This window comes from Rhizobium sp. S96 (assembly GCF_030382195.1).
In the GTDB taxonomy this organism is placed as follows: domain Bacteria; phylum Pseudomonadota; class Alphaproteobacteria; order Rhizobiales; family Rhizobiaceae; genus Rhizobium.
Map to the genome: position 1 here is coordinate 167,341 of NZ_JAUDRY010000004.1, position 22,766 is coordinate 190,106.

Annotated in this window: 27 protein-coding genes, 1 tRNA gene and 1 pseudogene; 8 read left to right on the forward strand and 21 right to left on the reverse strand. The window is 59.4% G+C overall.

Annotated elements, in window-relative coordinates; all coding sequences use genetic code 11:
- Positions 1 to 12 precede the first annotated feature (12 nt).
- The 3 genes from QTL94_RS05620 to QTL94_RS05630 are packed head-to-tail and all read left to right on the forward strand — an operon-like array spanning position 13 to position 3,145.
- Complete coding sequence (locus QTL94_RS05620) at positions 13 to 1,572, forward strand: undecaprenyl-phosphate glucose phosphotransferase (protein ID WP_289800855.1); 1,560 nt, start codon at positions 13 to 15, stop codon at positions 1,570 to 1,572.
- Positions 1,569 to 2,813, forward strand: coding sequence for an O-antigen ligase family protein (locus QTL94_RS05625; protein ID WP_289800856.1), 1,245 nt, complete (start codon positions 1,569 to 1,571; stop codon positions 2,811 to 2,813). Before QTL94_RS05620 ends, QTL94_RS05625 begins: the two co-directional genes overlap by 4 nt.
- Positions 2,814 to 2,851: 38 nt before the next feature.
- Positions 2,852 to 3,145: a helix-turn-helix domain-containing protein gene (locus tag QTL94_RS05630; RefSeq protein ID WP_065690108.1), complete on the forward strand. Its 294-nt coding sequence runs from the start codon at positions 2,852 to 2,854 to the stop codon at positions 3,143 to 3,145.
- 19 nt (positions 3,146 to 3,164) lie between these two features.
- Here QTL94_RS05630 and QTL94_RS05635 read toward each other — a convergent pair whose 3' ends face one another.
- The 6 genes from QTL94_RS05635 to QTL94_RS05660 all read right to left on the reverse strand — a co-directional run bounded on the left by QTL94_RS05635 (position 3,165) and on the right by QTL94_RS05660 (position 6,206).
- Entirely contained in the window at positions 3,165 to 3,377 is a 213-nt protein-coding gene (locus QTL94_RS05635; RefSeq protein WP_065690107.1) for a hypothetical protein, read from the reverse strand.
- A 179-nt stretch (positions 3,378 to 3,556) separates the two neighbouring features.
- On the reverse strand, positions 3,557 to 3,772 hold the full coding sequence (locus tag QTL94_RS05640; RefSeq protein WP_065690106.1) for a hypothetical protein: 216 nt from the start codon (positions 3,770 to 3,772) through the stop codon (positions 3,557 to 3,559).
- 333 nt (positions 3,773 to 4,105) lie between these two features.
- Positions 4,106 to 4,621, reverse strand: coding sequence for a DUF992 domain-containing protein (locus QTL94_RS05645; protein WP_065690105.1), 516 nt, complete (start codon positions 4,619 to 4,621; stop codon positions 4,106 to 4,108).
- Positions 4,622 to 4,846: 225 nt separating this feature from the next.
- Positions 4,847 to 4,984 carry a DUF1127 domain-containing protein gene (locus QTL94_RS05650; protein ID WP_083199267.1) on the reverse strand — a complete coding sequence of 46 codons (138 nt, stop codon included), beginning with the start codon at positions 4,982 to 4,984 and terminating at the stop codon, positions 4,847 to 4,849.
- Between the two features lie 178 nt (positions 4,985 to 5,162).
- Complete coding sequence (locus tag QTL94_RS05655; RefSeq protein WP_289801057.1) at positions 5,163 to 5,861, reverse strand: dimethylsulfonioproprionate lyase family protein; 699 nt, start codon at positions 5,859 to 5,861, stop codon at positions 5,163 to 5,165.
- 271 nt (positions 5,862 to 6,132) lie between these two features.
- Positions 6,133 to 6,206: transfer RNA gene (locus QTL94_RS05660), tRNA-Pro, on the reverse strand.
- Positions 6,207 to 6,431: 225 nt separating this feature from the next.
- On the opposite strand from QTL94_RS05660, the gene QTL94_RS05665 reads away from it, so the two are divergent.
- Complete coding sequence (locus QTL94_RS05665) at positions 6,432 to 6,581, forward strand: hypothetical protein (RefSeq protein ID WP_198928662.1); 150 nt, start codon at positions 6,432 to 6,434, stop codon at positions 6,579 to 6,581.
- Here the strand turns inward: QTL94_RS05665 and QTL94_RS05670 are convergent.
- The 7 genes and pseudogenes from QTL94_RS05670 to QTL94_RS05700 form a co-directional block, all read right to left on the reverse strand.
- A complete protein-coding gene (locus QTL94_RS05670; RefSeq protein ID WP_289800857.1) occupies positions 6,578 to 7,249 on the reverse strand; it encodes an HAD family hydrolase in 672 nt (223 codons plus the stop codon). The two genes, QTL94_RS05665 and QTL94_RS05670, sit on opposite strands and share 4 nt — an antisense overlap.
- A 72-nt stretch (positions 7,250 to 7,321) precedes the next feature.
- Positions 7,322 to 7,861 (reverse strand): MerR family transcriptional regulator, encoded by a 540-nt coding sequence (locus QTL94_RS05675; protein WP_065690102.1) that lies wholly within the window; start codon positions 7,859 to 7,861, stop codon positions 7,322 to 7,324.
- Between the two features lie 201 nt (positions 7,862 to 8,062).
- Positions 8,063 to 8,401 carry an integration host factor subunit alpha gene (locus tag QTL94_RS05680; protein ID WP_065690101.1) on the reverse strand — a complete coding sequence of 113 codons (339 nt, stop codon included), beginning with the start codon at positions 8,399 to 8,401 and terminating at the stop codon, positions 8,063 to 8,065.
- A gap of 109 nt (positions 8,402 to 8,510) precedes the next feature.
- A complete protein-coding gene (locus QTL94_RS05685; RefSeq protein ID WP_289800858.1) occupies positions 8,511 to 9,482 on the reverse strand; it encodes a beta-ketoacyl-ACP synthase III in 972 nt (323 codons plus the stop codon).
- A 19-nt stretch (positions 9,483 to 9,501) separates the two neighbouring features.
- On the reverse strand, positions 9,502 to 10,548 hold the full coding sequence (gene plsX, locus QTL94_RS05690; protein WP_065690099.1) for a phosphate acyltransferase PlsX: 1,047 nt from the start codon (positions 10,546 to 10,548) through the stop codon (positions 9,502 to 9,504).
- A 103-nt stretch (positions 10,549 to 10,651) separates the two neighbouring features.
- Positions 10,652 to 11,206 carry a YceD family protein gene (locus QTL94_RS05695; RefSeq protein WP_065690098.1) on the reverse strand — a complete coding sequence of 185 codons (555 nt, stop codon included), beginning with the start codon at positions 11,204 to 11,206 and terminating at the stop codon, positions 10,652 to 10,654.
- 10 nt (positions 11,207 to 11,216) lie between these two features.
- A pseudogene (locus QTL94_RS05700) lies at positions 11,217 to 11,806 on the reverse strand (ubiquinol-cytochrome C chaperone family protein).
- Positions 11,807 to 11,996: 190 nt separating this feature from the next.
- Here QTL94_RS05700 and QTL94_RS05705 point away from each other — a divergent pair.
- Positions 11,997 to 12,530, forward strand: coding sequence for an outer membrane protein assembly factor BamE (locus QTL94_RS05705; protein WP_065690095.1), 534 nt, complete (start codon positions 11,997 to 11,999; stop codon positions 12,528 to 12,530).
- A 73-nt stretch (positions 12,531 to 12,603) separates the two neighbouring features.
- Here the strand turns inward: QTL94_RS05705 and QTL94_RS05710 are convergent, their stop codons facing one another.
- From QTL94_RS05710 to QTL94_RS05720, 3 genes are all read right to left on the reverse strand, one after another.
- Positions 12,604 to 14,739: a sodium-translocating pyrophosphatase gene (locus tag QTL94_RS05710; RefSeq protein ID WP_289800859.1), complete on the reverse strand. Its 2,136-nt coding sequence runs from the start codon at positions 14,737 to 14,739 to the stop codon at positions 12,604 to 12,606.
- A gap of 214 nt (positions 14,740 to 14,953) precedes the next feature.
- A complete protein-coding gene (nusB, locus tag QTL94_RS05715) occupies positions 14,954 to 15,436 on the reverse strand; it encodes a transcription antitermination factor NusB (RefSeq protein ID WP_065690093.1) in 483 nt (160 codons plus the stop codon).
- Positions 15,437 to 15,439: 3 nt separating this feature from the next.
- Positions 15,440 to 15,895 carry a 6,7-dimethyl-8-ribityllumazine synthase gene (locus tag QTL94_RS05720; protein ID WP_065690092.1) on the reverse strand — a complete coding sequence of 152 codons (456 nt, stop codon included), beginning with the start codon at positions 15,893 to 15,895 and terminating at the stop codon, positions 15,440 to 15,442.
- A gap of 333 nt (positions 15,896 to 16,228) precedes the next feature.
- Between QTL94_RS05720 and QTL94_RS05725 the strand changes: the two genes are divergently transcribed.
- From QTL94_RS05725 to QTL94_RS05735, 3 genes are all read left to right on the forward strand, one after another.
- Positions 16,229 to 16,558 carry a hypothetical protein gene (locus tag QTL94_RS05725; protein WP_289800860.1) on the forward strand — a complete coding sequence of 110 codons (330 nt, stop codon included), beginning with the start codon at positions 16,229 to 16,231 and terminating at the stop codon, positions 16,556 to 16,558.
- 100 nt (positions 16,559 to 16,658) lie between these two features.
- Complete coding sequence (locus QTL94_RS05730; protein ID WP_289800861.1) at positions 16,659 to 17,162, forward strand: cupin domain-containing protein; 504 nt, start codon at positions 16,659 to 16,661, stop codon at positions 17,160 to 17,162.
- Positions 17,159 to 17,713 carry a GNAT family N-acetyltransferase gene (locus QTL94_RS05735; protein WP_289800862.1) on the forward strand — a complete coding sequence of 185 codons (555 nt, stop codon included), beginning with the start codon at positions 17,159 to 17,161 and terminating at the stop codon, positions 17,711 to 17,713. The genes QTL94_RS05730 and QTL94_RS05735 overlap by 4 nt, the downstream gene beginning before the upstream one ends.
- On the opposite strand, the gene QTL94_RS05740 is transcribed toward QTL94_RS05735, so the two are convergent.
- From QTL94_RS05740 to QTL94_RS05760, 5 genes are all read right to left on the reverse strand, one after another.
- Positions 17,658 to 18,278: a riboflavin synthase gene (locus QTL94_RS05740; protein ID WP_289800863.1), complete on the reverse strand. Its 621-nt coding sequence runs from the start codon at positions 18,276 to 18,278 to the stop codon at positions 17,658 to 17,660. The genes QTL94_RS05735 and QTL94_RS05740 overlap by 56 nt on opposite strands.
- Entirely contained in the window at positions 18,278 to 19,387 is a 1,110-nt protein-coding gene (gene ribD / locus QTL94_RS05745) for a bifunctional diaminohydroxyphosphoribosylaminopyrimidine deaminase/5-amino-6-(5-phosphoribosylamino)uracil reductase RibD (RefSeq protein ID WP_289800864.1), read from the reverse strand. The genes QTL94_RS05740 and ribD overlap by 1 nt, the downstream gene beginning before the upstream one ends.
- 3 nt (positions 19,388 to 19,390) lie before the next feature.
- Positions 19,391 to 19,867, reverse strand: coding sequence for a transcriptional regulator NrdR (gene nrdR / locus QTL94_RS05750; protein WP_065690086.1), 477 nt, complete (start codon positions 19,865 to 19,867; stop codon positions 19,391 to 19,393).
- Between the two features lie 9 nt (positions 19,868 to 19,876).
- Entirely contained in the window at positions 19,877 to 21,175 is a 1,299-nt protein-coding gene (gene glyA, locus QTL94_RS05755; RefSeq protein ID WP_065690085.1) for a serine hydroxymethyltransferase, read from the reverse strand.
- Between the two features lie 153 nt (positions 21,176 to 21,328).
- Complete coding sequence (locus QTL94_RS05760; protein ID WP_289800865.1) at positions 21,329 to 22,633, reverse strand: L,D-transpeptidase family protein; 1,305 nt, start codon at positions 22,631 to 22,633, stop codon at positions 21,329 to 21,331.
- Between the last annotated feature and the right edge of the window lie 133 nt (positions 22,634 to 22,766).

Here is a 22,766-nt window from a genome sequence, read left to right on the forward strand (position 1 = left end):
GGCGGTAGCCTGATGAACAAGGCAGAGAAAAACGGTCAATTCGATCTGGAAGCACTGCGCAAGCAGGTTTCCGGCATCAATCTGCGTGGCAGCGACACGGAAGCTGAAGCGCCTTCCGAGCCGATCAACGAGTTTGCAAGACAGATCGCCGCGCAATTCAGCGAAGAGACACGCTCGCCATCGATCATGATCGGGCAACTGCGGCTGTTCGAGTTCGTATCGGAGTTTGCGATCGGTCTCCTTGCCTTCCTCATCTGGCCGGGTGATGTCACCGACACCTTCCTCGGCCGTGCCGCAACGGCGGCCGTCGCTGCGGCTGTGCTCGTTGTGGCGCTACAGGTCACCGACAACTATTCCATTCCGTCGTTGCGCGCGCGGATTCGGCTGCTGCCTCGGGTATTCGCCGCGTGGACGGTCGCCTTCCTGTTGACGGCGGCAGCCACGAGCCTGCTTGGCGGGATCGGCTGGGCGCATGCACAATCCTATCTCTTCTGGTTTGCCCTCGGCGCCGTCTTTCTGCTGGGTTCGCGTTTCCTCATCGCCTACGGCATCCGCAACTGGGCGCGCAACGGCATCATGGAGCGGCGCGCTGTCATCGTCGGCGGCGGTGAACCGGCAAAGAACCTGATCCGCCTGCTGGAGCAGCAACCCGACAACGACATCCGTATCTGCGGCATCTTCGACGACCGCGGAGAGCAACGCTCTCCGATCATGGTGGCGGGCTATCCCAAGCTCGGCACGGTCGCCGAGCTCGTCGAGTTCGGTCGCATGACACGCATCGACATGCTGATCATCGCGCTACCGCTCAGCGCCGAGGCCCGTATCCTGCAGCTTCTGAAAAAGCTCTGGGTCCTGCCGGTCGACATCCGCCTCGCCGCGCATGCGAACCGCCTGCGCTTTCGTCCGCGCGCCTACTCGCATGTCGGCGCGGTGCCGATGCTCGACATATTCAACAAGCCGATCCGCGATTGGGATTCGGTTGCCAAGCGTTGCTTCGACGTCTTCTTCGCCGTCATCGCGCTCGCGATCGTCTGGCCGATCATGCTGGCGACGGCGATTGCCATCAAGGTAACCTCGAAAGGGCCCGTCTTCTTCATGCAGAAGCGGCATGGCTTCAACAACGAAGTCATCAACATCTTCAAGTTCCGGTCCATGTATACCGACATGGGCGACCCGACCGGCCGCGCTGCCGTGACGAAGGGCGATCCGCGTGTCACGCCCGTTGGCCGCTTCATCCGCAAGTCGTCGATCGACGAACTGCCGCAGCTTTTCAACGTTCTTCGCGGCGAGCTCTCCCTCGTCGGGCCACGTCCTCACGCAGTGCTTGCCCAGGCCCGTGATCGCGCCTTTGGCGACGTGGTCGAAGGTTACTTCGCCCGCCATCGCGTCAAGCCAGGCGTGACCGGCTGGGCGCAGATCAACGGATGGCGCGGCGAGGTCGACAACGACGACAAGATCAAGTTCCGTACCGCATACGACCTCTACTACATCGAAAACTGGTCGCTCTGGTTCGATCTGAAGATCCTGTTCCTCACGCCATTCCGGCTGTTCAATACGGAAAACGCCTATTGAGCACGGTGGAGGCGGCATATTCCCGCGTCGCCAATCCGCAGCGGGCGACGCTGCGTCTGATCGGATCGGCTGCGGTCGCATTCGGCGTCTTCCTGTCCGGTTTCGTTATCAATGAACCCGCCCCTTACGAGCTCTGGATGGCCGGCCTAGTCGGTATCTGGTTTATCCTCGGGCTCAGGATATCTCGCTACACCGCCCCTCTCCTGGCGCTTCTCATGACATTCAACGTCGGCGGCATGCTGTCGTTGACGCAGATGCGGGATCTCGCCGACGGACCGATGTATGTTGCCGTTTCGAGCTTCCTCGCACTGACGGCCGTGTTCTACGCGGCGATCATCGAAGACAGCCACCGGCGCCTGCCGTTGATCTTCAACGCCTGGGTCTTTGCCGCGGTGATCACCGCGACGCTCGGCATCCTTGGCTATTTTCACGCCTTCCCCGGCGCCGAGGTCTTCACGCTCTATGACCGTGCCAAGGGGGCCTTCCAGGATCCGAACGTTTTCGGCCCCTTTCTGGTCCCCCCTTCGCTCTATCTGGTCCATGGAATACTGACCGGAAATTTGCGGTCTGCTCCGATCCGCGCCGGAGCCCTGCTGATCCTCGCCTTCGGCGTCTTTCTCTCCTTCTCCCGCGCAGCATGGGGCCTCTTTCTGCTTGGCGTGCTGCTGCTCGTCTTCCTCATGCTGTTGAAGGAGCGTAGTGGAGCCTTTCGCCTGCGCATTCTCATCCTGTCGCTTGCGGCGATCATGATGATGACGGCATCGCTGCTCATCGCCCTCCAGTTTCCCAAAGTGAGCGACCTCTTCTCGACGCGCGCGCAGCTGGTGCAGGACTACGACGGCGAACATCTCGGGCGCTTCGAGCGACACCGCATTGGTTTCACGATGATGATGGAACGACCGCTCGGCATAGGGCCGATGGTCTTCGGCACCATCTTTCCTGAGGACGAGCATAATATCTGGCTGAAGTCACTGACGACCTATGGATGGCTCGGCTTCATCAGCTATGTCGGCATGCTGTGCTGCACCCTGTGCCTGGGTTTCAAGAATCTGCTGAAGGATCGGCCCTGGCAACCATACCTGATGATCGGGTGGATCGCCGTTCTCGGCCATGCGGCGATCGGCAATGTCATCGACATCGACCACTGGCGCCACGTTTACCTCCTGTTCGGCGTTGTTTGGGGCTGCGTCGCTCTCGAGGCACGGCATATTCGCAACGAGAACCGTCGCGCGCACCGCTAGCCCCTTGCGAACGCTCGCCGCCGCGCTAGACTTTCCTTATGATCACAGCGACACAAATGCGCGGTGCCCGCGCCATGACCGGATTGAGCATCGAGCAACTGGCAGCCGCCTCGGGCCTGCCGATTGCAACCATCGAAACACTCGAAGAAGATGAAGCGAATGGCGAACCACACGCCGTGCTCGCCATAAAGCATGCCCTGGAGGCAGCCGGCATCATCTTCATCGCAAGCGGCAATCATGACGAAGGCGGGCCCGGCGTGCGGCTGAAAGCCCGGTCGGCGGCCGATGAAGGCATCAGGCCGGAAAACCTCAACGCTGCCAATGATGACTGATTGCTCCGGCGGGTGATCGCTAGAGATAGGCTTTGCCGAGAGCCGCGAGCTTGGCGGGGTCCTTGACGCCCTGCCGATAGAGCTGGATGATCAACGCACCGATGTGCTCGGCTTCCGCCGTGTTTCGGCTGATGCCCCGGTTCTCGCAAACGTCGTCGAGGACCCCCGATAGAAGATTCAGATCTTCCGAGAACAGCGGCAAATCGCGCGGAAATATAGGGGATTTGAGCATCGGAGCTGCACGTCCCATCCAGGGCTACCAACACAGACAGCCTAAAAGCCGGCCGCCCTTCCATAGCCGACAATGCGATTACTATGCGCGCAGGATCGGCATTTATCAACTCATGTTGTGTTAGGAAACATTAATGTGAACGGTCCGACACTGCCTCTGCGCAGGAAGGCGGCTGCCGCTCACCCCTTCAAACGGTCACTGATGAACTGCGACTGCATCGATCCTTCGATGATGATCGTGGCACCCGCCTGCATCAGGTAAGCCTCGGCGAGCTCATAGAGAACGAGCGCCGCTTCGTGCGCCGGCCATCCGGACTGAGTTGCCTGACTGGTCAACTCGTCAAAAGCCTTGGCAATATCTTTTCTGCACATCTCGTCACGATTACGATCCAACATGGCCCACCAGACGTATCCCCAAATACATCTAGCACGCAATTTCGTTAATTTCGAGATCCATCATGTACTTATATTAGAGAATTACTTATTAAATGAATCTCAACGCTCAACAACACTCTGTGCCTTATGATGAGCTCGTGACTCTCGCAATAACAGTCGAAAATCGTCACCGGTCTATACCGCGAGAAATTGTGCCACCCACATAAACACGGTCAGCGTGCGTCGAGGGAATCAAAGCAACCCTACACGCACAAATGCGAAAGAGCCGCACTTGGCGGCTCTCTCGTCTTCTCATCCGGACGCAAATAGCATCGCGGCTCTGGGGTGGATTGCCTAGCCAGCAGGCGTGAGGGTCACCGAGGTTCCCGTCGCGGCGACGTTGAGGCCGAGTTGGCCGGTCACGCTGATCGTCTGCAGGTGGATCGATCCTGAGGTCCCACCAATCAGGATATTGGCGCCAACGCCGCCGGCAAGTGTCGCCTCAGCGGTTATGCCCTGGTAAAGGCCGCCCAGTGAACCGCGGTGATAGCCGGCGGTCGGCGCGAACACAGCCCAAACCAGCCCGCCGCGCGTCGTGAAGCCGACATCAACGCCCAGCTTGCGCACCGCGCCGCTGTAATAATCAGGGGTTCCACCGCCAGCAGGCGTGAAGACGCATTCGAGCGTCTTGGCCGAGCCGATCAGATAGCCGATGCCCCCACCAATGTTACATGCCAGAACACCAATTCTGACGCCGTCACTGCTATCGGGCGCCACATAAGTACGATTGAGGTCGGCAGCGGCAAGACTCGTGGCAAATGACTGCGCCAGAACCGCCGTTGCGAGTACTACTGCGATCTTCTTTGTCATGGCCTTCTCCTTATGTTTTCGCAATCAACATAGGGCTGCCCAATAATTTACCAAGCCCGGGCGCGCAACTTCGTCATTTATCTGTTAATTCCGCCACTTGGCGCCGTTGCCGCGCAACTCCTGATCGCTTCAGTCTTGCGACGACTGTCAGCTGCCACCCGGGGGGCAGAAACAACAAAGGCCCGCGTAGGCAGGCCCTTCAATACCGGTATTGGCTGAAAACGATCAGCGACCGTAAACTCGGCGCTTGAGATCCGAACGGCTTACACCGATGTCCTTCAGTGCGGCATCATCCATACGAGCCAGTTCGCGGTATGCCTTACCAAGCTGAAAGAACTCAACAATCCTGTTGGCGATATTCATTGCATTTCTCCTTTTGCGTTGCACAATTATATAGCGCATTGCACATGGAGTGAGCAGATCGAAATTTGCATATGAGGCATCTGGAATTTGCAGATGCGTGCATTTCAGCGGCGGCTGCACGCTGGGCGCAAGCGCGGCGCATCAAAACAAAGTTGACTAGACTGGAAGGCTGGCGTCCCTAGAGAGACGCGTCCTCGACGTGGCACCAGATCGCAAGGAGCGGCTCCGCGGTGCAGCGCATCGCAAACTTGCGACCGGCTTCGTTGAAGAAGATCGTTCCGGCTGTTGCCCGGAACCAGTTGCTGTCGTCGAGGCAGACCTCTCCATCCGACAACAACATGAACACCCGCGAATGGAATTGGACGTGGTCCGGGAAGCGACTGTACGGCGCCATAAGCGTCAGCCCCAGGCGCACATCGCTGCGCTCTTCCATACCGCCTGGGCCGACGATCACCGCATGCGCATGTGCCATCTCGAAATTCAGGCTCGCGAAAGGGCCACCGCGACCACGGCGCCATGTCAGGCGTTCCGCAACGTTGAAAAGCGATTCCTTTATGGCGGCGAAACGCGGCAGGGAAGCCGCTACGTTTGCAAGCGCGCGCTGCAGATGCTCCGGCGGCGTCAGATCGGTTGCGGAAGCTTCCCGCACAGAACCACGCTTCTCAAGCCGTCGGTAAACGTTGCCGGCCACATATCCGGCCATATCGGGAGCCTGCGGGGACAGCAAAACGTCGCCGACGACATTCAGGACCTCCTGGAGGTCTGAAGGGCGGTAGCCCGCGCCCTGCTGCGAAACCTGCCGGCGCGCGGGTTCGCTTTCGTCATTGAGTAGAAGGTCCGCGCTTCGCGTTACTGACCTGTCCGACACCTGCCGCATTCCCTGTTCCGTCTTCATTCCATTTTGCTGCTCATAGCGACTATTGCCAGTAAAGTCGCTAGATCAAACCACCATCCACATGAAGATAATGGCCGCTGATATACCCTGCATCCGATGGCAAAAGAAAGTCTCTTGCCGCCTCGGACTGCCGGATTCAGGCGAGAAGACCCATCACTGCCGGGCGCATCGCCAAAAACAAAAGCCAGCTAGCGGTGTCGCTAACTGGCTTTGTAAGGAGAAAGCGTCACGCGTCCGCTAAACCTTGAAAATATCGGAATGGCCGGATTCGAACCGACGACCCCTTGACCCCCAGTCAAGTGCGCTACCGGGCTGCGCTACATTCCGTCACGCCTAAACAGGCTTGATCCTGTTAGTCTTTCGGGATTTTCGGCGCAAGCGAAAAATCAGGTCATCAGAATAAAAAACAGCGACCGCCTTTAAGCGTAGCAACACCAGCAGGTTCAAAGCGCTTGCCCAATCGTTTGCTTGCGACTAAGGGGACGGCGCGACATAGGGAGTTTGAGAGACATGCAGATCGAAATCCCCTGCCCGAAGTGCAGGAACACAAGAATGAAGTTCGAGCGGCCGGAGCCGTTGGATAGCGATATCCTCACCTGCTTCACCTGCGGACACGAACTCGGCACGCTCGGCTCGGTCAAAGCCAAGATGCAGGCCGCGTTCGAGCGGATGCGCAAGCAGGCGCTGCAGAAGAAAAACTAGGATGCCGACGCGAGGCCGATGCGCCCATCGGCGGCAGCGTTGACGCGCCACTCCAGATAGTCCGGAATGGAAAAATGCGGCGTCTCGAACGGCGTCGTATGCGTTGCGGTGATAACAGTAACGTCGGCGCCGGCGGCCTCGCCCGCCAGAATTCCGGCGACCGCATCCTCGAAAACAAGACATTTCGAGGGATCCACGCCAAGCCGTTGTGCGCCGAGACGGTAACATTCTGGGCTTGGCTTGCCGGCCGCAACTTCCTCACCGCTCACCAGAACCTTCGGCGTCGGAATTCCGGCCGCGGCCATGCGGCGCTTCGCGAGCTCGATCGGTGCAGAGGTGACGATTGCCCACCGGTCGGGCGCAATGCTGTTCAGGAAGGAAACGGCACCCGGGATCTGCACGATGCCCTCGACGTCGGCCATTTCCTCGTCGAGCAACTGCTTTGCCTCATAGACCGGATCAACGCCAGGCAGGGCTAGCTGCTTGATGACATCCACGGCGCGAATGCCGTGAATGGTCTTCAAAAAGACCTCCGGCTCCAAGCCATGCCGAACGGCCCAGCCTGCCCAAACGCGCTCGACGACGGCGATTGAATTCAGAAGCGTGCCGTCCATGTCGAACAGAAAGGCATCATAGGATTTTCCGGGAACGGAACTGAGCGCGGACACGAATGTCTCCTGAACATGTCGAATGGATGAGATGGCAGCGCCGAGCGGTCGGCGCGCTGCGCGGAAGCCCTATCAGCGAACCTGATCGAGCAGGCGTTTGCATTCGAGAAGATCGTACAGCGCTTCCTGCAGAAGCGCACGATCTTCCTTGCCGACGCTGGATTTGCCGATCGACACTTCGGGTGAATCTTCTTCGCCACCGACGAAATTGAAGAAGCGACGCGTGATCGGCGGCTTGGCGCGACCGACGACCTGGTCCTCGTCCGAGAGACCGACCCGTGGCTCTGATGCCTCGCCATCCTGTTGCCCGCCAGCCAGCGCCTGAACGCTCGCGAGATCACCATGGCCGATCGCGATTACGAACTTGTTGCCGTTCGTCTTCAGCAGCTTCTGGACGCCCTTGATGGTGTAGCCGTGATCGTAGAGCAGGTGCCGGATGCCCTTGAGCAAGTCGATATCTTCCGGGCGATAATAGCGACGCCCGCCACCACGCTTCATGGGCTTGATCTGCGGGAAACGGGTCTCCCAGAAGCGAAGCACGTGCTGCGGAAGATCAAGGTCGTCCGCTACCTCGCTGATGGTGCGGAAAGCATCTGGGCTCTTGTCCAACATCTTACTCCCTACGCGATTTCAGGCGCGCGCCTGCCGCACGACGGCAAGGCATCGACCGAACCACCGACAGGTGAACTCGGCCGCGACTCATCATATTTCAACGGTTTGCCGCCGTGAATTCAAGTCACGTCTTTAGGTAAAGCACAGATCGCTGACGGAAGAGGCTTGTGAACCGAGCTTTGGCTCGGTCAACACGGAGGATTACACGGCAGGGTTGGCAGGCTTCTGCTTGACCTTGCGAAGGGTATGGGCCTTCAGAATCCTCGTCTTCAGGACATTCGAAGCCTTGAAGGTCATGACGCGGCGAGGAGAAATCGGCACTTCCTCGCCGGTCTTCGGATTTCTCCCGATGCGCTCGTTCTTGTCGCGCACCTGGAATGTTGCAAAGGAGGAAAGCTTGACGGTCTCGCCGCGAACAATCGCGTTACAGATCTCGTCTATGACAGTTTCCACAAGCTCTGCCGACTCAGTCCTGGACAGACCGACCTTGCGAAAAACTGATTCCGCCAGATCCGCTCGCGTCACTGTTTTTCCGGTCATGGTTTCCCCGCCCATCCGTTTAAGGTTTTTATGAAACGAACAAAGAGTATTTGTCTTGCGCCTTACGGTCAAGCCTTTGTTCGTTGTCAGTTTTTTCGATTTGAGACGGCTACCAGCGCAGCAGAACGGCGCCCCAGGTGAACCCGCCGCCCATGGCTTCCAGCATGACGAGATCGCCCTTCTTGATGCGACCGTCGGCAGCCGCTGTCGCCAGCGCCAGAGGGATGGATGCCGCCGAGGTGTTGCCATGCAGGTCAACCGTGATGACGACCTTCTCCACCGGAATATTGAGCTTCTTTGCAGAACCCTCGATGATGCGGCGGTTGGCCTGATGTGGAACCAGCCAATCAAGATCGTCGGCGCTGGTACCAGTCGCTTCGAACGCTGCAACGACCACGTCGGTGATCATGCCGACGGCGTATTTGAAGACTTCACGGCCCTCCATGCGCAGCTTGCCAACAGTGCCGGTTGTAGACGGTCCGCCGTCGACATAGAGCTTGTCCTTGTGCGAGCCGTCAGAGCGCAGGTGCGCGGTCAAGACGCCGCGGTCAGCCGTCGTCCCTTCGCCCTCGGATGCCTCGAGAACGAGCGCGCCGGCGCCGTCGCCGAAAAGCACGCAGGTGGTGCGATCGTTCCAATCCAGGATGCGCGAGAAGGTCTCGGCGCCGATGACCAGAACGCGCTTGGCGAGACCACCACGGATGTAGGCGTCGGCGGTGGTGACGGCATAGACAAAGCCGGTGCAGACCGCCTGGACGTCGAAGGCGAAACCGTGGGTCATGCCAAGACGGTTCTGGATGCTCACAGCCGTCGCCGGGAAGGTATTATCAGGCGTCGAGGTGGCGCAGATGATGAGATCGATATCAGCAGGCGTCAGGCCGGCATTTTCGAGCGCCGCACGCGCTGCTGCCGCGCCGAGCGAGGACGTCGTCTCGTCGTCGCCGGCGACATAACGCTGACGAATGCCGGTCCGCTGGACAATCCATTCATCGGACGTGTCAACGACATCCTCGATGTCGCGATTGGTCATAACGCGTTTCGGAAGTGCGGCTCCGAACCCGCGAACCACTGAACGGATCATATTCACTAAACCTCGTCGCTCATGCAGCTTCCGGCCCGATCGGCGGCAGCCTTTTGGCATGATACTTTTGCAAGTCGTTTTCTATTTTCTCATTGAGGCCATTCTTGGCCATGTCATAGCCGACCTCGATGGCTGCCGAAATGCCTTCGGCATTGGCGCCACCATGGCTCTTGATGACAACGCCGTTCAGGCCGAGGAACACGCCACCATTGACGCGGCTCGGGTCCATCTTCTCGCGCAGCATGTCGAAGGCGCCCTTGGCGAACAGATAGCCGATCTTGGCAAGAAGCGTTCGCGACATGGCAGCGCGAAGATACTCGCCGATCTGTCGCGCTGTTCCTTCGGCGGCCTTCAGGGCGATGTTGCCGGAAAAGCCTTCGGTCACGACGACATCGACGGTACCCTTACCGAGGTCGTTTCCTTCGACGAAGCCGAAATATTCCATGGAATCGAGGTTGGCTTCCCGCAGCAGGCGACCTGCCTCACGAACCTCTTCCTGTCCCTTGATCTCTTCAACCCCGACGTTCAAAAGACCGATCGTCGGACGATCGACCTCGAACAGCGCGCGCGCCATGGCGCCGCCCATTAGCGCGAAATCCATCAACTGCTGGGAATCAGCGCCAATCGTTGCGCCGACATCCAGAACGATGCTCTCGCCCTTCAGGGTCGGCCAGATTGCAGCGATCGCGGGGCGTTCAATATTGGCCATGGTGCGCAGACAGAACTTCGCCATGGCCATCAGCGCGCCGGTATTGCCCGCAGAAACCGCCACGTCGGCGTCTTTCGTCTTCACCGCCTCGATCGAACGCCACATGGTAGAGACATAACGACCACGGCGAAGCGCCTGACTTGGCTTCTCATCCATGCGAACGGCGAGTTCGCAGTCATGGAAAACCGACTTTTCCTTGAGCTTCGGAAACTTATCGAGGATCGGCTCGCACTGTTCCTTCAAACCGTACATCACGAAAGACATATCTGGATGTCTTTCCAACGCTTTCGCGGCGCCGGGGATGACAACCTGGGGACCAAAGTCGCCACCCATGAGGTCGAGAGAAATTCTGATCACGCGTCCCTGATCCTTGTTTTTCGCCTCTGGAGGGCGAAATTTCGGCCAAAATACCGGTTTTCCCGTCGCTTACAACTGAATTGTGTCAAATAACCAACGGCTTTCAGTCCTTTTTCCAATCCTTCAGCACGGCAAAAGCGGACGGTTTCTTGTCGTTTTCCCCAGTGTCCTCGATGTGATTTCCGAACTCAACGCCTTCCTTCCGGGGATAGGGATCGATGGCCATGGCAGCAAATTCCGTGACGACTTCGCCGACATCGATCGTGTCGCCGGAAAAGCTCTCCGGCAGATCAGGGCCATCGGGATCGAGCACCATTTCGCCGGCGTCATTGGCGGGGCGACGGGCCAGCTTGGAATTCTCGGGCACGAAAATCTGCTCGAAAGTCTCGTCGATATTCGACGGCACCGGCTCGAGCGAGACGACACAGGCCTGGACGATCTTGGCTTGCACCCTGCCCTTCACGCGAATGCCGTCACGCTTCCAGCGAGCGATCTGCAGGTCCGCACGAAAATCGTCGACCGATAGGACGTCCCAGGTCTCGGCGATTGCCAGCAATTCCCTCTTGTCGGCTTCAAGGCGCACTTCGACCGGATTCGCGGAAATGTGGCCGACCTTGACGAGATAGGAGAAAGGGATGTCGTCGGTGGAGTGCTTCATAGTAATCTCCTCATGCAGCCTTCGGAAGCGTCGCAGAACCTGTCGCGATCGTATCTTCCGACTGGGCTGAAAGATGTGCTTCAGCTTCGAACATCCAGCCTGTAAGAGCACGCATGTCGACCGCGTCGGTTGCCTTCGGGTGTATATTTCGGCTGAGCGCGTCGTTCAACGCTTCGGCATCGGTTGCGTCCATTGCCTTCGAGTAAGCTTCGAGCCGGCCATAGAACATGCCGGCCAGCTTCTTCATCCGCTTGGGAACACTATTGTCGCCGATGCCCAGTTCGCGGATCGAGTAGTCGATATCCTCAAAGAAGGCATCGACGATCTCCTGCGCGATTTCCTGGCCGCTGGTGGCAGACGCACGCGTGCGCCGAAAGAACAGGATCATGACCGCCGACAGCATCTCGAACCGTCCCATGACGGTATCGGGCACATTCATGCTTTCATAGAAATCCGGCATGCGCGCCGCGGCGGTCAGCGTCTGATACTGCCGATCGACGATCGCCTGATTGTTGTTTTTCTTGCCAAAGAGCCCGAAGATCATTGTTTTTTCCGGAAAGGCCTCTTCTTCGCGCTAAGCAGCGTCCGGCCTTGTTGCATGATTTCGAAAGCTGGTTTACCGAAGCAGGCGCGAATTGCAATGCCGAAGGTGGCCGCTTTCGGGACAGCACCTTTTTGGGAGCCGCTCGCCGGGCTGTCGGTTATCCGACCCCGGAAAGGCCACAATGGTTTTGCATCAGCGATACTTTGCAGGGCCAATGGCTGCGCTATCGATACGTTAAGGGAGTAGATGTCGTTGAAGAAACGGTATTTCAAGTCTGACAAGAAATTCCTCAGCAATGCAGCCATTGCCATCTTGATTGCCTCAGCCGGATTGACTGGATGCCAAACAGGTACCGTTCTCAACGGTGGCTATGTCGCCGATGAGCAATCCCTGAACCTCGTTCCAGAGGGCTCGAGCCGCGAGCAGGTTCTGCTTTCGCTGGGCACGCCCTCGACGACGGCGACCTTCGACGGCGAGGTCTTCTACTACATCTCGCAGCGCCGCGAACGCTCGCTCGCCTTCCAGAAGCTGAAGGTCGTCGACCAGAGCGTTCTCGCCATCTATTTCGACAAGGACGGCGTCGTGACCCGCCGTGCCAACTACACGCTCAAGGACGGCAAGGTCTTCGACACGATCAACCGCGTCACCCCGACCGGCGGCAAGGATCTCACCTTCCTGCAGCAGCTGCTTTCGGGCGGCAGCGCGGCGAACATGGCAAAGGGCCTGTTCGGCACCAGTGGCGCTCCGGCGTCGCCGCAGAACCCAGGCAGCTTGCGCTAAGAGCCTGGCATCTCACAGAAAAACCCGCCGGATCGCTCCGGCGGGTTTTTTATTGGCTATGTTTGTGGAGCCGTCAGGCCAGGATGGCGAGCAGCAGCAACGCGACGATGTTCGTGATCTTGATCGCAGGGTTGACGGCCGGTCCGGCGGTATCCTTGTAGGGATCGCCAACCGTATCGCCCGTTACAGACGCCTTGTGCGCCTCCGAGCCTTTCAGGTGACGCGTGCCATCCTTGTCGACGAAGCCGTCTTCGAAGGATTTCTTGGCATTGTCCCATGCACCGCCGCCCGATGTCATCGAGATGGCGACGAAGAGCCCGTTGATGATCACGCCGAGCAGCGATGCACCGAGCGCCGCAAACGCCGAGGCCTTGGATCCGGAGATCGCGAGAACACCGAAGTACACGACGACGGGTGCCAGCACCGGCAACAGGGACGGTATGATCATTTCGCGGATGGCGGCCTTGGTCAGCAGGTCGACAGCCTTGCCGTAGTCCGGCCGCTCGGTCCCCTGCATGATGCCCGGCTTTTCCTTGAACTGGCGGCGAACCTCCTCGACGATCGCGCCGGCGGCACGACCAACGGCAGTCATTGCGATGCCGCCGAAGAGATATGGAATCAGGCCGCCGAAGATCAGCCCCGCGACCACGTAAGGGTTCGAGAGGTCGAAGGAGATATCGCCGATGCCCGCGAAATAAGGGTACTTGTCACCGTTTGCCGCGAAATACTTCAGATCGTAGGAGTAAGCGGCAAAGAGCACGAGGGCACCGAGGCCGGCCGAGCCGATCGCATAGCCCTTGGTGACGGCCTTGGTCGTGTTGCCGACGGCGTCGAGCGCGTCGGTCGACTTGCGGACCTCGGGTGGCAGGTGGGACATTTCCGCGATGCCGCCCGCATTGTCCGTCACCGGACCGAAGGCGTCGAGGGCGACGATCATGCCGGCAATGCCGAGCATCGCGGTTACCGCAATGCCGGTCCCGAAAAGACCACCGAGCTGGTAGGTGGCAAGAATGCCGCCGACGATGACGATGGCAGGCAATGCCGTCGACTCCAGCGAAACCGCCAGACCCTGGATCACATTGGTGCCGTGACCGGTCACCGACGCCTGGGCGATCGAGTTGACCGGGCGCTTGTTGGTGCCGGTGTAATATTCGGTAATGACGACGATCAGCGCCGTGACGATCAGACCGACGATACCGCACAGGAACAGATGAGTGCCGGTGATCTCACTGCCGCCAACGTTTCCGACGCTTCCCCAGCCGATGGTCAACGACGTCGCAGCGCCGAGACCGACGATCGACAGCAGGCCGGTCACGATCAGTCCCTTGTAAAGGGCACCCATGATCGAACTGTTGCTGCCGAGTTTGACGAAGAAGGTTCCGATGATCGAGGTGATGATGCAGGCGCCGCAGATCGCAAGCGGGTAAATCATGGCCGACTGCAGGATCGGTGCGCCGGCAAAGAAGATGGATGCCAGAACCATCGTCGCGACCACAGACACGGCATAGGTTTCGAACAGGTCGGCTGCCATGCCTGCGCAGTCGCCGACGTTATCACCGACGTTGTCTGCGATGGTAGCAGGATTGCGCGGGTCGTCCTCTGGAATGCCGGCTTCGACCTTGCCGACGAGGTCACCTCCGACGTCTGCGCCCTTGGTGAAGATACCGCCGCCGAGACGGGCGAAGATCGAAATCAGGGATGCGCCGAAGCCCAGCGCGACCAGGGAATCGACAACCTCGCGCGAGCCAGCCTCGTGGCCGAGAACGACGGTCAGCACATAATAGTAGATGGAGACACCGAGAAGGGCGAGACCAGCGACAAGCATGCCAGTGATCGCGCCCGATTTGAAGGCGATTTCCAGCCCTGCAGAAAGACTATGAGACGAGGCCTGGGCGGTACGGACATTGGCGCGGACGGAAACGTGCATGCCGATGAAACCAGCAGCGCCCGACAGAACGGCGCCGATCAGAAAGCCGATTGCAGCTGTGCTGGAGAGTAGCAGCCAGGCTGCGATGAAAACAACGATACCGACAATGGCAATGGTCTTGTACTGACGCGTCAGATAAGCCTGCGCGCCTTCGCGGATATAGCCCGCGATTTCCTGCATGCGGCTATTGCCCTGATCGGCGGCCAGCACCGACCGGGTTGCCCAGATGGCATAAACCACCGAGAGCAGACCACATGCTATTACGCCTAAAAGAATGGTCATTTCGCTCTTTCCTCCAAAAGAGCCGGAGCTCACTCCCTCTCCGGCTGCGAACACGCCGACTCGATTTCCTCCCACAGAAATGCTGCAACGCCGGGTGGAGATTGCGTGGAGGAAAACAGGACGTCAAGCCCGCCGGGGCTGAAAACCCTTACGGAGCAACGGGAAAGGAGGAATGGCCTCTGATGGAGGAGCGGCCCTGCGACCTGAGGTAGCGCTACTTTTTCGCTTCGCCGCGAACCTGCTTCGCAATGCGGTCGAGAACAGCATTGACCAGCTTCGGCTCATCATCGCTGAAGAAGGCCTGGGCAATCTCGACATATTCCGTGACGATGACCGCGACGGGAACATCCTTGCGCTCGAGCAACTCGAAGACGCCGGCGCGCAGGATGGCACGGACCGTGCTGTCGAGGCGTGACAATGCCCAATCGTCCTGCAGTGCGGAGGCGACCAGCGGATCAAGACGCTTCTGTTCGCGTACGACGCCGGAGACGATCGACCGGAACCAGGAGGCATCCGCCTTCAGGTAGGTCTCGCCATCAATCTCCTGGCCGAGGCGATGCGCTTCGTATTCGGCGACGATTTCCAGCACGCCGGTGCCGCCGATATCCATCTGGTAGAGCGCCTGAACGGCAGCGAGGCGTGCTGCGCCCCGCTGGTTCGCTGCCTTGACCGGACGCTCGGAGTTCTCGTTGTTCATTCGTTATGCACCCAGTTTCTTCTTCAGCTCGATCATCGTGAGAGCTGCACGGGCGGCAAATCCGCCCTTGTCCTTGTCAGAGCGGCGTACGCGCGCCCATGCCTGTTCATCATTTTCGACGGTCAGGATACCGTTGCCAATGGCAATGGATTCACTGACGGCGAGATCCATCAATGCACGCGAGGATTCGTTCGATACGATATCGAAGTGGTAGGTCTCGCCGCGAATGACCATGCCCAGAGCGACATAACCGTCGTAGTTCGTGCCGTCATTATCCGCCCCATCAAGCGCCATGGCAATCGCTGCCGGAATTTCGAGCGCGCCCGGAACTGTTACGACGTCGTAGGTCGCGCCTGCTTCGGTCAAGGCAAAGGTCGCGCCTTCGAGAAGGGCGTCAGCCATGTCGTCATAGAAGCGAGCTTCGACGATCAAAATATGGGGAGCGGTATCTCGCGCCATGCTTCACCTTCATTTCCTAGAGGACTTGCCACACGGCAGGTCGCGGTCAAAACATGCCTTTGGCCGAATGGCAAGCAAATTCCGATCATAGCTTGGATGCAAATTTGGAAACGCGGGCAATAGCATAGCCGGCACGCCCGCGGGGGCCTCCCGACCGTCAACGTCAGTCGCCTCAAAAATGGCAACCTGAAGGCGGAAAAACTAACCAATTTGTAATTCGATTTCAGAGGCTTACCCATTGAAATGCAGATGCCTTGGCGCCAGCTTTATCAGGCAACCCAGACGATCCCCTGCACGACAGCCGACCGTCAACGCAGATGAAAGGACACCACCATGAATCGGGTTACCGCTATCGCCTCCCTAGCCCTTGCCGACGCTGGCCATGCGGAAAACTTCGCCGTGAGCAACCCGGCAGGCATCGAAAGCACACTCAGGATATTCAACGGCACCAACTTCGAGGTCAGACATATCCCGGGCGAGACCGGCAACATGGGCGGAAGCAATACCCCGGAAGGCCATAGCGCCGACATTCATGTGATCCGGGCCGCGATCGCTTCGAATGCACGCCTCGCTCTCCGGCTGAGCGAGCACGGTGTTCGCGTTCAGGACATTGTCAACGCCGCCCTGTCTCCCGATGGCGGCATCGTCTTCTATTGTCACTAGGATCGATGGGCGGCGGATAGCTGCCGCCCTAGCATGGCCCAGCAAGGGTTGTGTTTTCCAGCGGAATGATGCCTCCTCCCCGCGATCAGGAGGAGCAACCATGTCCGAAATTCCAAAGCCCGTCATCAATGTCGGCGATCTCACGCTCGAACACTGGACGCAGGGCACCCTTTATGAAAGCCGGGATACATCCTTTGGCGCGCTTCTCGGACTGGCCGGCCTCGGCATCAGCTACAATGAAGTGCCGCCCGGCAAATCGAGCTGTCCCTTTCACAATCATCACGTCGAAGATGAGTTGTTCTTCGTTCTCGAGGGAAGCGGCGAATATCGTTTTGGTCCGAAAAGCTATCAGATCGGCAAGGGCGATACGCTTGGCGCTCCGGCAGGCGGACCGGAAACCGCGCATCAGATCATCAACACGGGATCGACGGTGCTGATCTATCTTGGCATCTCGACCAAGGCGAAAACCGAGATCGTCGAATATCCCGATTCCGGCAAGCTCCTCGCCAAGACCAATCGACCGGGAGACGGTCGCAAGAACTTCCGGTTCATGGGTCGCCCTGGCGACGATCTCGATTACTGGGATGGCGAGCCTGGAGCATGACCTTGATCCCGACGATAGAAACCGAGCGGCTGAGACTCCGCCCCCATAACCTCGACGATTTCGACGATTACGTCGCGCTCTGGGCGAACGAGGACGTCGTTCGCCATATCACCGGTACTCCTTCAACGCGCGAACAGACATGGGGGCGCATGCTCCGCGCTGCCGGCATGTGGCACCATATGGGGTTCGGCTTCCTCGCGATCGAGGAAAAGCAAAGCGGCCGCCTCATTGGCGAGGCGGGCTTCCTTGACATGAAAAGGGAGATGCAGCCCGAAACGACCGAAGGCACGCTGGAAACAGGATGGGCGCTACTCCCTAGCGCACAACGCCACGGCTATGCGACCGAAGCGCTGCGGGCTCTCATCGCCTGGGCCGAGGAGCGCTTTCCATCGAGGCCGATGACCTGCATCATAGATCCGAAAAACAGCCCTTCCCTGCGCGTCGCGGAAAAGCTCGGCTTCCGCGAAGTGGCACGCGTGAACTACAATGGAGAGGTTATTCTGCTTTCGCGCTCGGGAACTCAGCAAGTCTCGCTGCATAGCGCGCCATAGTGTCGACCTCGAAGTTCACGAAATCACCAGCCTTGCGCTGGCCCCAGGTCGTGACTTCGAGCGTATGGCGGATCAGAAGGACATCGAAATCCGTTCCCTCGACGGCATTGACCGTCAGCGACGTGCCGTCCAGGGCGATCGAGCCCTTCGGAGCGACAAACTTCGCAAGATGCTCCGGCGCACGCAGGCGATACCGGATGGCATCACCCTCTTCGATCACGGACAGAATCTCGGCCTTGCCGTCGACGTGGCCGGAAACGATATGCCCACCGAGCTCGTCACCGATCTTCAGGGAGCGCTCGAGGTTGACCCGGCTGCCTTCCTTCCAGGTGGCGATCGTCGTCAGGCGAAGTGCTTCTTCCCAGGCTTCGACCTCGAACCACCGTCCGTTGCTGCCCTCGCTCGGCAGACCCGTCACGGTCAGGCAGATGCCGGAATGAGAAATCGACGCACCCATATCGATCGTGGCAGGATCATAGCTCGTCGCAACGCGAAGCTTGATGCCTTCCTTCAATGGTGAAACGGATTCGATCGTGCCGACGTCGGTGACAATTCCGGTAAACATCAAAACTCTCTTTCGTATTCATCGAGGCGGTCGTCGCCGAAGGTAAATGTGCCCATGTGGGCAAAGCCAGATGGCATATCGGCTTTCGTAACCGGCGTTTCAATACCGCCCGCGCCAATCGTACCGGGCCCCTGATAGAGGAGAATACGGTCCACGAGACCGGCCTCAAGGAAAAGCCTTGCGGTTTTCGCTCCGCCCTCGATAACCAGCGACGAGATCCCCCGCGATGCGAGTGCCGGCAACAGTTCGTCGGGCCGATATGGGTTGCATTGCACGACCTCGACGCCGGCTGCGTCGAGAGCTGCCCGACGTCCGGCGAAATCGTCGTCCTCGCTATTGTCGAAGAGCGGCGGTTCTCCCGCAACGACGATGACAGGGACGTCTCCTGCCGTTTTGACCAACTTGCTCTCAAGCGGCAAAGACAGGTCGTGATCCAGCACGACACGGATCGGCGATCGCGCCTCCTGCCCCGCGGTCCGAACTGTGAGCAATGGGTCGTCGGCGATTGCTGTACCGATGCCAACGAGGATCGCATCAGTTTCAGCGCGCAGCTTCTGCACTTCGGCGCGGGCTGCTGGTCCCGTGATCGCCACTTGCCCCTCGCCGGCTTTTCCGATCATACCATCGGCAGAAATCGCAAGTTTGAGAGTCACATAGGGTCGGTGTTTCGTCTGCCGCATGAGGTATGCCGCAAGCGAGCGCCGGCCCTCTTTTTCTAGAACGCCGGTATCGACCTCAATGCCGGTGTCGCGCAGCATGGCAATGCCTCGTCCAGAAACCCGAGTGTCCGGATCCGTGACACTGATGACGACGCGCGCAACGCCATAGGCGATCAAAGCCTCGGCGCAGGGCGGGGTCTTTCCGTGATGCGAGCAGGGTTCAAGCGTGACGTAAGCGGTGGCGCCGCGGGCCAGATCGCCAGCTTGAGCCAAGGCTTGCGGCTCGGCATGCGGTCGGCCGCCGACGGCTGTAGTGCCGCGACCGACGATCGCGCCGTCGCGAACGACGACGCAGCCGACGGATGGATTGGTCGATGTCTGACCAAGGTGCAGCAAACCGAGGCGGATTGCCTCTTGCATGAAACGCGCGTCGTCCGACGAAGCGCTCATGGGCTAGCCGTCCAGCGGATCGCGGGCGATCTTGGCGTTGATTTCGGAGATAACCTTCTCGAAGTCCTCGGCGTGCGAGAAATCCCTATAGACCGAGGCGTAGCGAACGAAGCCAACGTCATCGAGGCTCTTCAGGGCCTCAAGCACCTGCAGGCCGATCTGTTCGGAGCTGATCTCGACTTCGCCGGAGCTTTCGAGGCGCCGCACGATGCCGGAAACCGCCCGCTCGATCCGGTCGCGATCGACAGGACGCTTGCGCAAGGCGATTTCGAAGGAGCGTACCAGTTTGTCCCGGTCGAAAGGCACCTTGCGGCCGGTCTTCTTGAGGACCATCAACTCGCGCAGCTGCACGCGTTCGAAGGTCGTGAAGCGACCGCCGCAATCAGGACAAATACGCCTGCGGCGGATGGACGTATTGTCCTCCGCCGGGCGTGAATCCTTGACCTGTGTGTCTTCCGATCCGCAGAATGGGCAGCGCATGCGCTATCCTTAGCCGATGTAATCGTACATTGGGAAGCGGCCGGTGAGGTTGACCACCTTGTCGCGTACGGCTGCTTCGACGCTGGCATTGCCTTCGTCGGAGTTGGCGGCCTTCAGGCCATCGAGAACCTCGACGATGAGATTGCCGATTTCCTTGAATTCCGCTTCCTTGAAGCCGCGCGTCGTGCCGGCAGGCGCGCCGAGGCGGACGCCGGAGGTGACGAAGGGCTTTTCAGGGTCGAACGGGATGCCGTTCTTGTTGCACGTGATGTAGGCGCGGCCGAGCGCTGCTTCTGCGCGCTTGCCCGTCGCGTTCTTCTTGCGAAGGTCGACCAGCATCAGGTGGTTGTCGGTGCCGCCGGAGACGACATCGAGGCCGCCTGCGATGAGCGTTTCGGCAAGCGCCTTGGCGTTCTTGACGATCTGGGCTGCGTAATCCTTGAACTCAGGCTGCAGCGCTTCGCCGAAGGCAACGGCCTTGGCGGCGATGATGTGCATGAGCGGGCCACCTTGGAGACCCGGGAAGACGGCCGAGTTGAACTTCTTCGCCAGATCTTCGTCATTCGTCAGAATGACACCACCGCGCGGGCCGCGCAGCGACTTGTGGGTCGTGGTGGTCGCAACATGGCAATGCGGGAACGGCGACGGATGCTGGCCACCGGCAACGAGACCGGCGATATGAGCCATGTCGACCATCAGATAAGCGCCCACCGAGTCAGCGATTTCGCGGAAGCGCTTCCAGTCCCAGATGCGGGAGTAAGCGGTGCCGCCGGCGATGATGAGCTTCGGCTTGGTTTCTTCGGCCTTGCGAGCGACTTCGTCCATGTCGAGCAGGTTGTCGCCTTCGCGAACGCCGTAGGACACGACGTTGAACCATTTGCCGGACATGTTGACCGGCGAACCGTGGGTCAGGTGACCGCCCGAATTCAGGTCGAGACCCATGAAGGTGTCGCCTGGCTGCAGCAGCGCAAGGAAGACGGCCTGGTTCATCTGCGAACCGGAGTTCGGCTGAACGTTGGCGAAGTTGACGCCGAAGAGCTTCTTGGCGCGTTCGATCGCGAGTTCTTCAGCGATATCGACGAACTGGCAGCCGCCATAGTAGCGCTTGCCCGGATAACCCTCAGCGTACTTGTTGGTCATGATGGAGCCCTGGGCTTCCAGGACCGCACGGGAAACGATGTTTTCCGACGCGATCAGCTCGATCTCATGACGCTGGCGACCGAGTTCCTTTTGGATCGAACCGAAGATTTCCGGATCGGTATCGGCAAGCGAGCGATTGAAGAAGGTCTGGGTGGAAGCATTGGTCATGGGCGGGCTCCTCAACTGGAATGCGCGAAGGTATTAGCGCCCTGCCCTGCCAAGGGCAATACGGAGAACGACATTTGCTAGGCAATCTACGCGCAACAAAAAACCGCGCCTGAAAAGACGCGGTTTCGAAAACAAATATGCGGGCCGGCGGCCTTACTGGACCGGCTGCTCCGTGCCAGCGGTCGTATCGAGAGCCAGTTCGGCATTGCCATCCATCTGGTAGATGTCGTCGCGGAACTGCACGACGCCATCCGGCATGCCCCATGCGGAGATGTAGACGAAGTAGACCGGCACTTCTTCGGCAAGCTTGATCGGCGTGTTGACGCGCGTGGTGATGACCTGCTCCATCTGCTGGCGCGACCACGGCGGGGTGTCGCGGAGCAGCCACGTCGTCAGATCGCGGACGTTCTGAACGCGGACGCAGCCGGACGACTCGAAGCGCATGAGCTTGTTGAACAGACCCTGCTGCGGCGTGTCGTGCATGTACTCGCCGTTCTTGTTGTAGAAGTTGATCTTCGTGGACGCCATGGCGTTGATCTTGCCCGGATCCTGGCGGAACATCAGGTTCGGTGCCTTCTCGGCATTCCAGTCGATCGTCTCGGGGGCCACTTCGTTGCCCTTGCCGTCGATCAGGCGAATGGAGTTCTTCTCGAGATAGGTCGGATCCTTGCGCATGAGCGGCACGATGTCCTTCTCGACGATCGAACGCGGCGCGGTCCAGTATGGATTGAGGATGACCTCGTAGATCTTCGAGTTGACGAGGTGCGTCGGACGGCTGAGGCGCCCGACAATGGCATTGTGCCGCGTGACGACGCTGCCGTCTTCGACACCTTCGACGTAAGCGGCCGGGATGTTGACCATGACGTGACGACGACCGAGATCTTCGGGGAAGGTCTGGAGGCGGATGAGGTTGGTATTCAGCTGCTGCAAACGCACGTCAGCCGGGATGTTCATGGCCTTCAGCGTGAATTCGCCGATAACACCATCGGCCGGCAGGCCGTGGCGCGCCTGGAAACGCTTCACTGCGCCATCGACATACGAATCGAAAGAGTTCGAGATGCCGGCTTCGCGCGGCAGGTCGCCGGTGATGATCAGCCGTTGGCGCAGGCCCTGAACCACCTGATCCGTCACGCCGATCTGCAGACGCTGCTGGCTGCTGCCGACTTCGGGCCAGCCGCCGGCAGAGGCGATCTGCTGGTATTCTGCAATTGCCTGCTGCATGCTGGGCATGGATTGCGGGCCGAGGATCGGGGTGTTGGAAACAACAGCCGTGGCCGTACGGGAAGCCGCCTTCGCATCGAACTGGTCATCCCAGTCGCCACGCTGCGGCGCATTGATGATCGAATCGAGCGCCGATTGTGCCAACGCCGGTGCGGCAAGAGCGCCCGCACCCACCATAGCCGCAGACGTCAGAAACGCCCGACGAGAGAAAGCTTCAGTTCCGATTTTCTTCGACATCCATCCCAACCACTAAAATACCGCTGCTTGAGAGACCAGCGGCCTTTGCGCCTATAACTGCGGGCACACAGTCATTATCAGCCCATCGCCACGGCGCATCACACATCTACGTTTCCGGCCATCACATGATTGC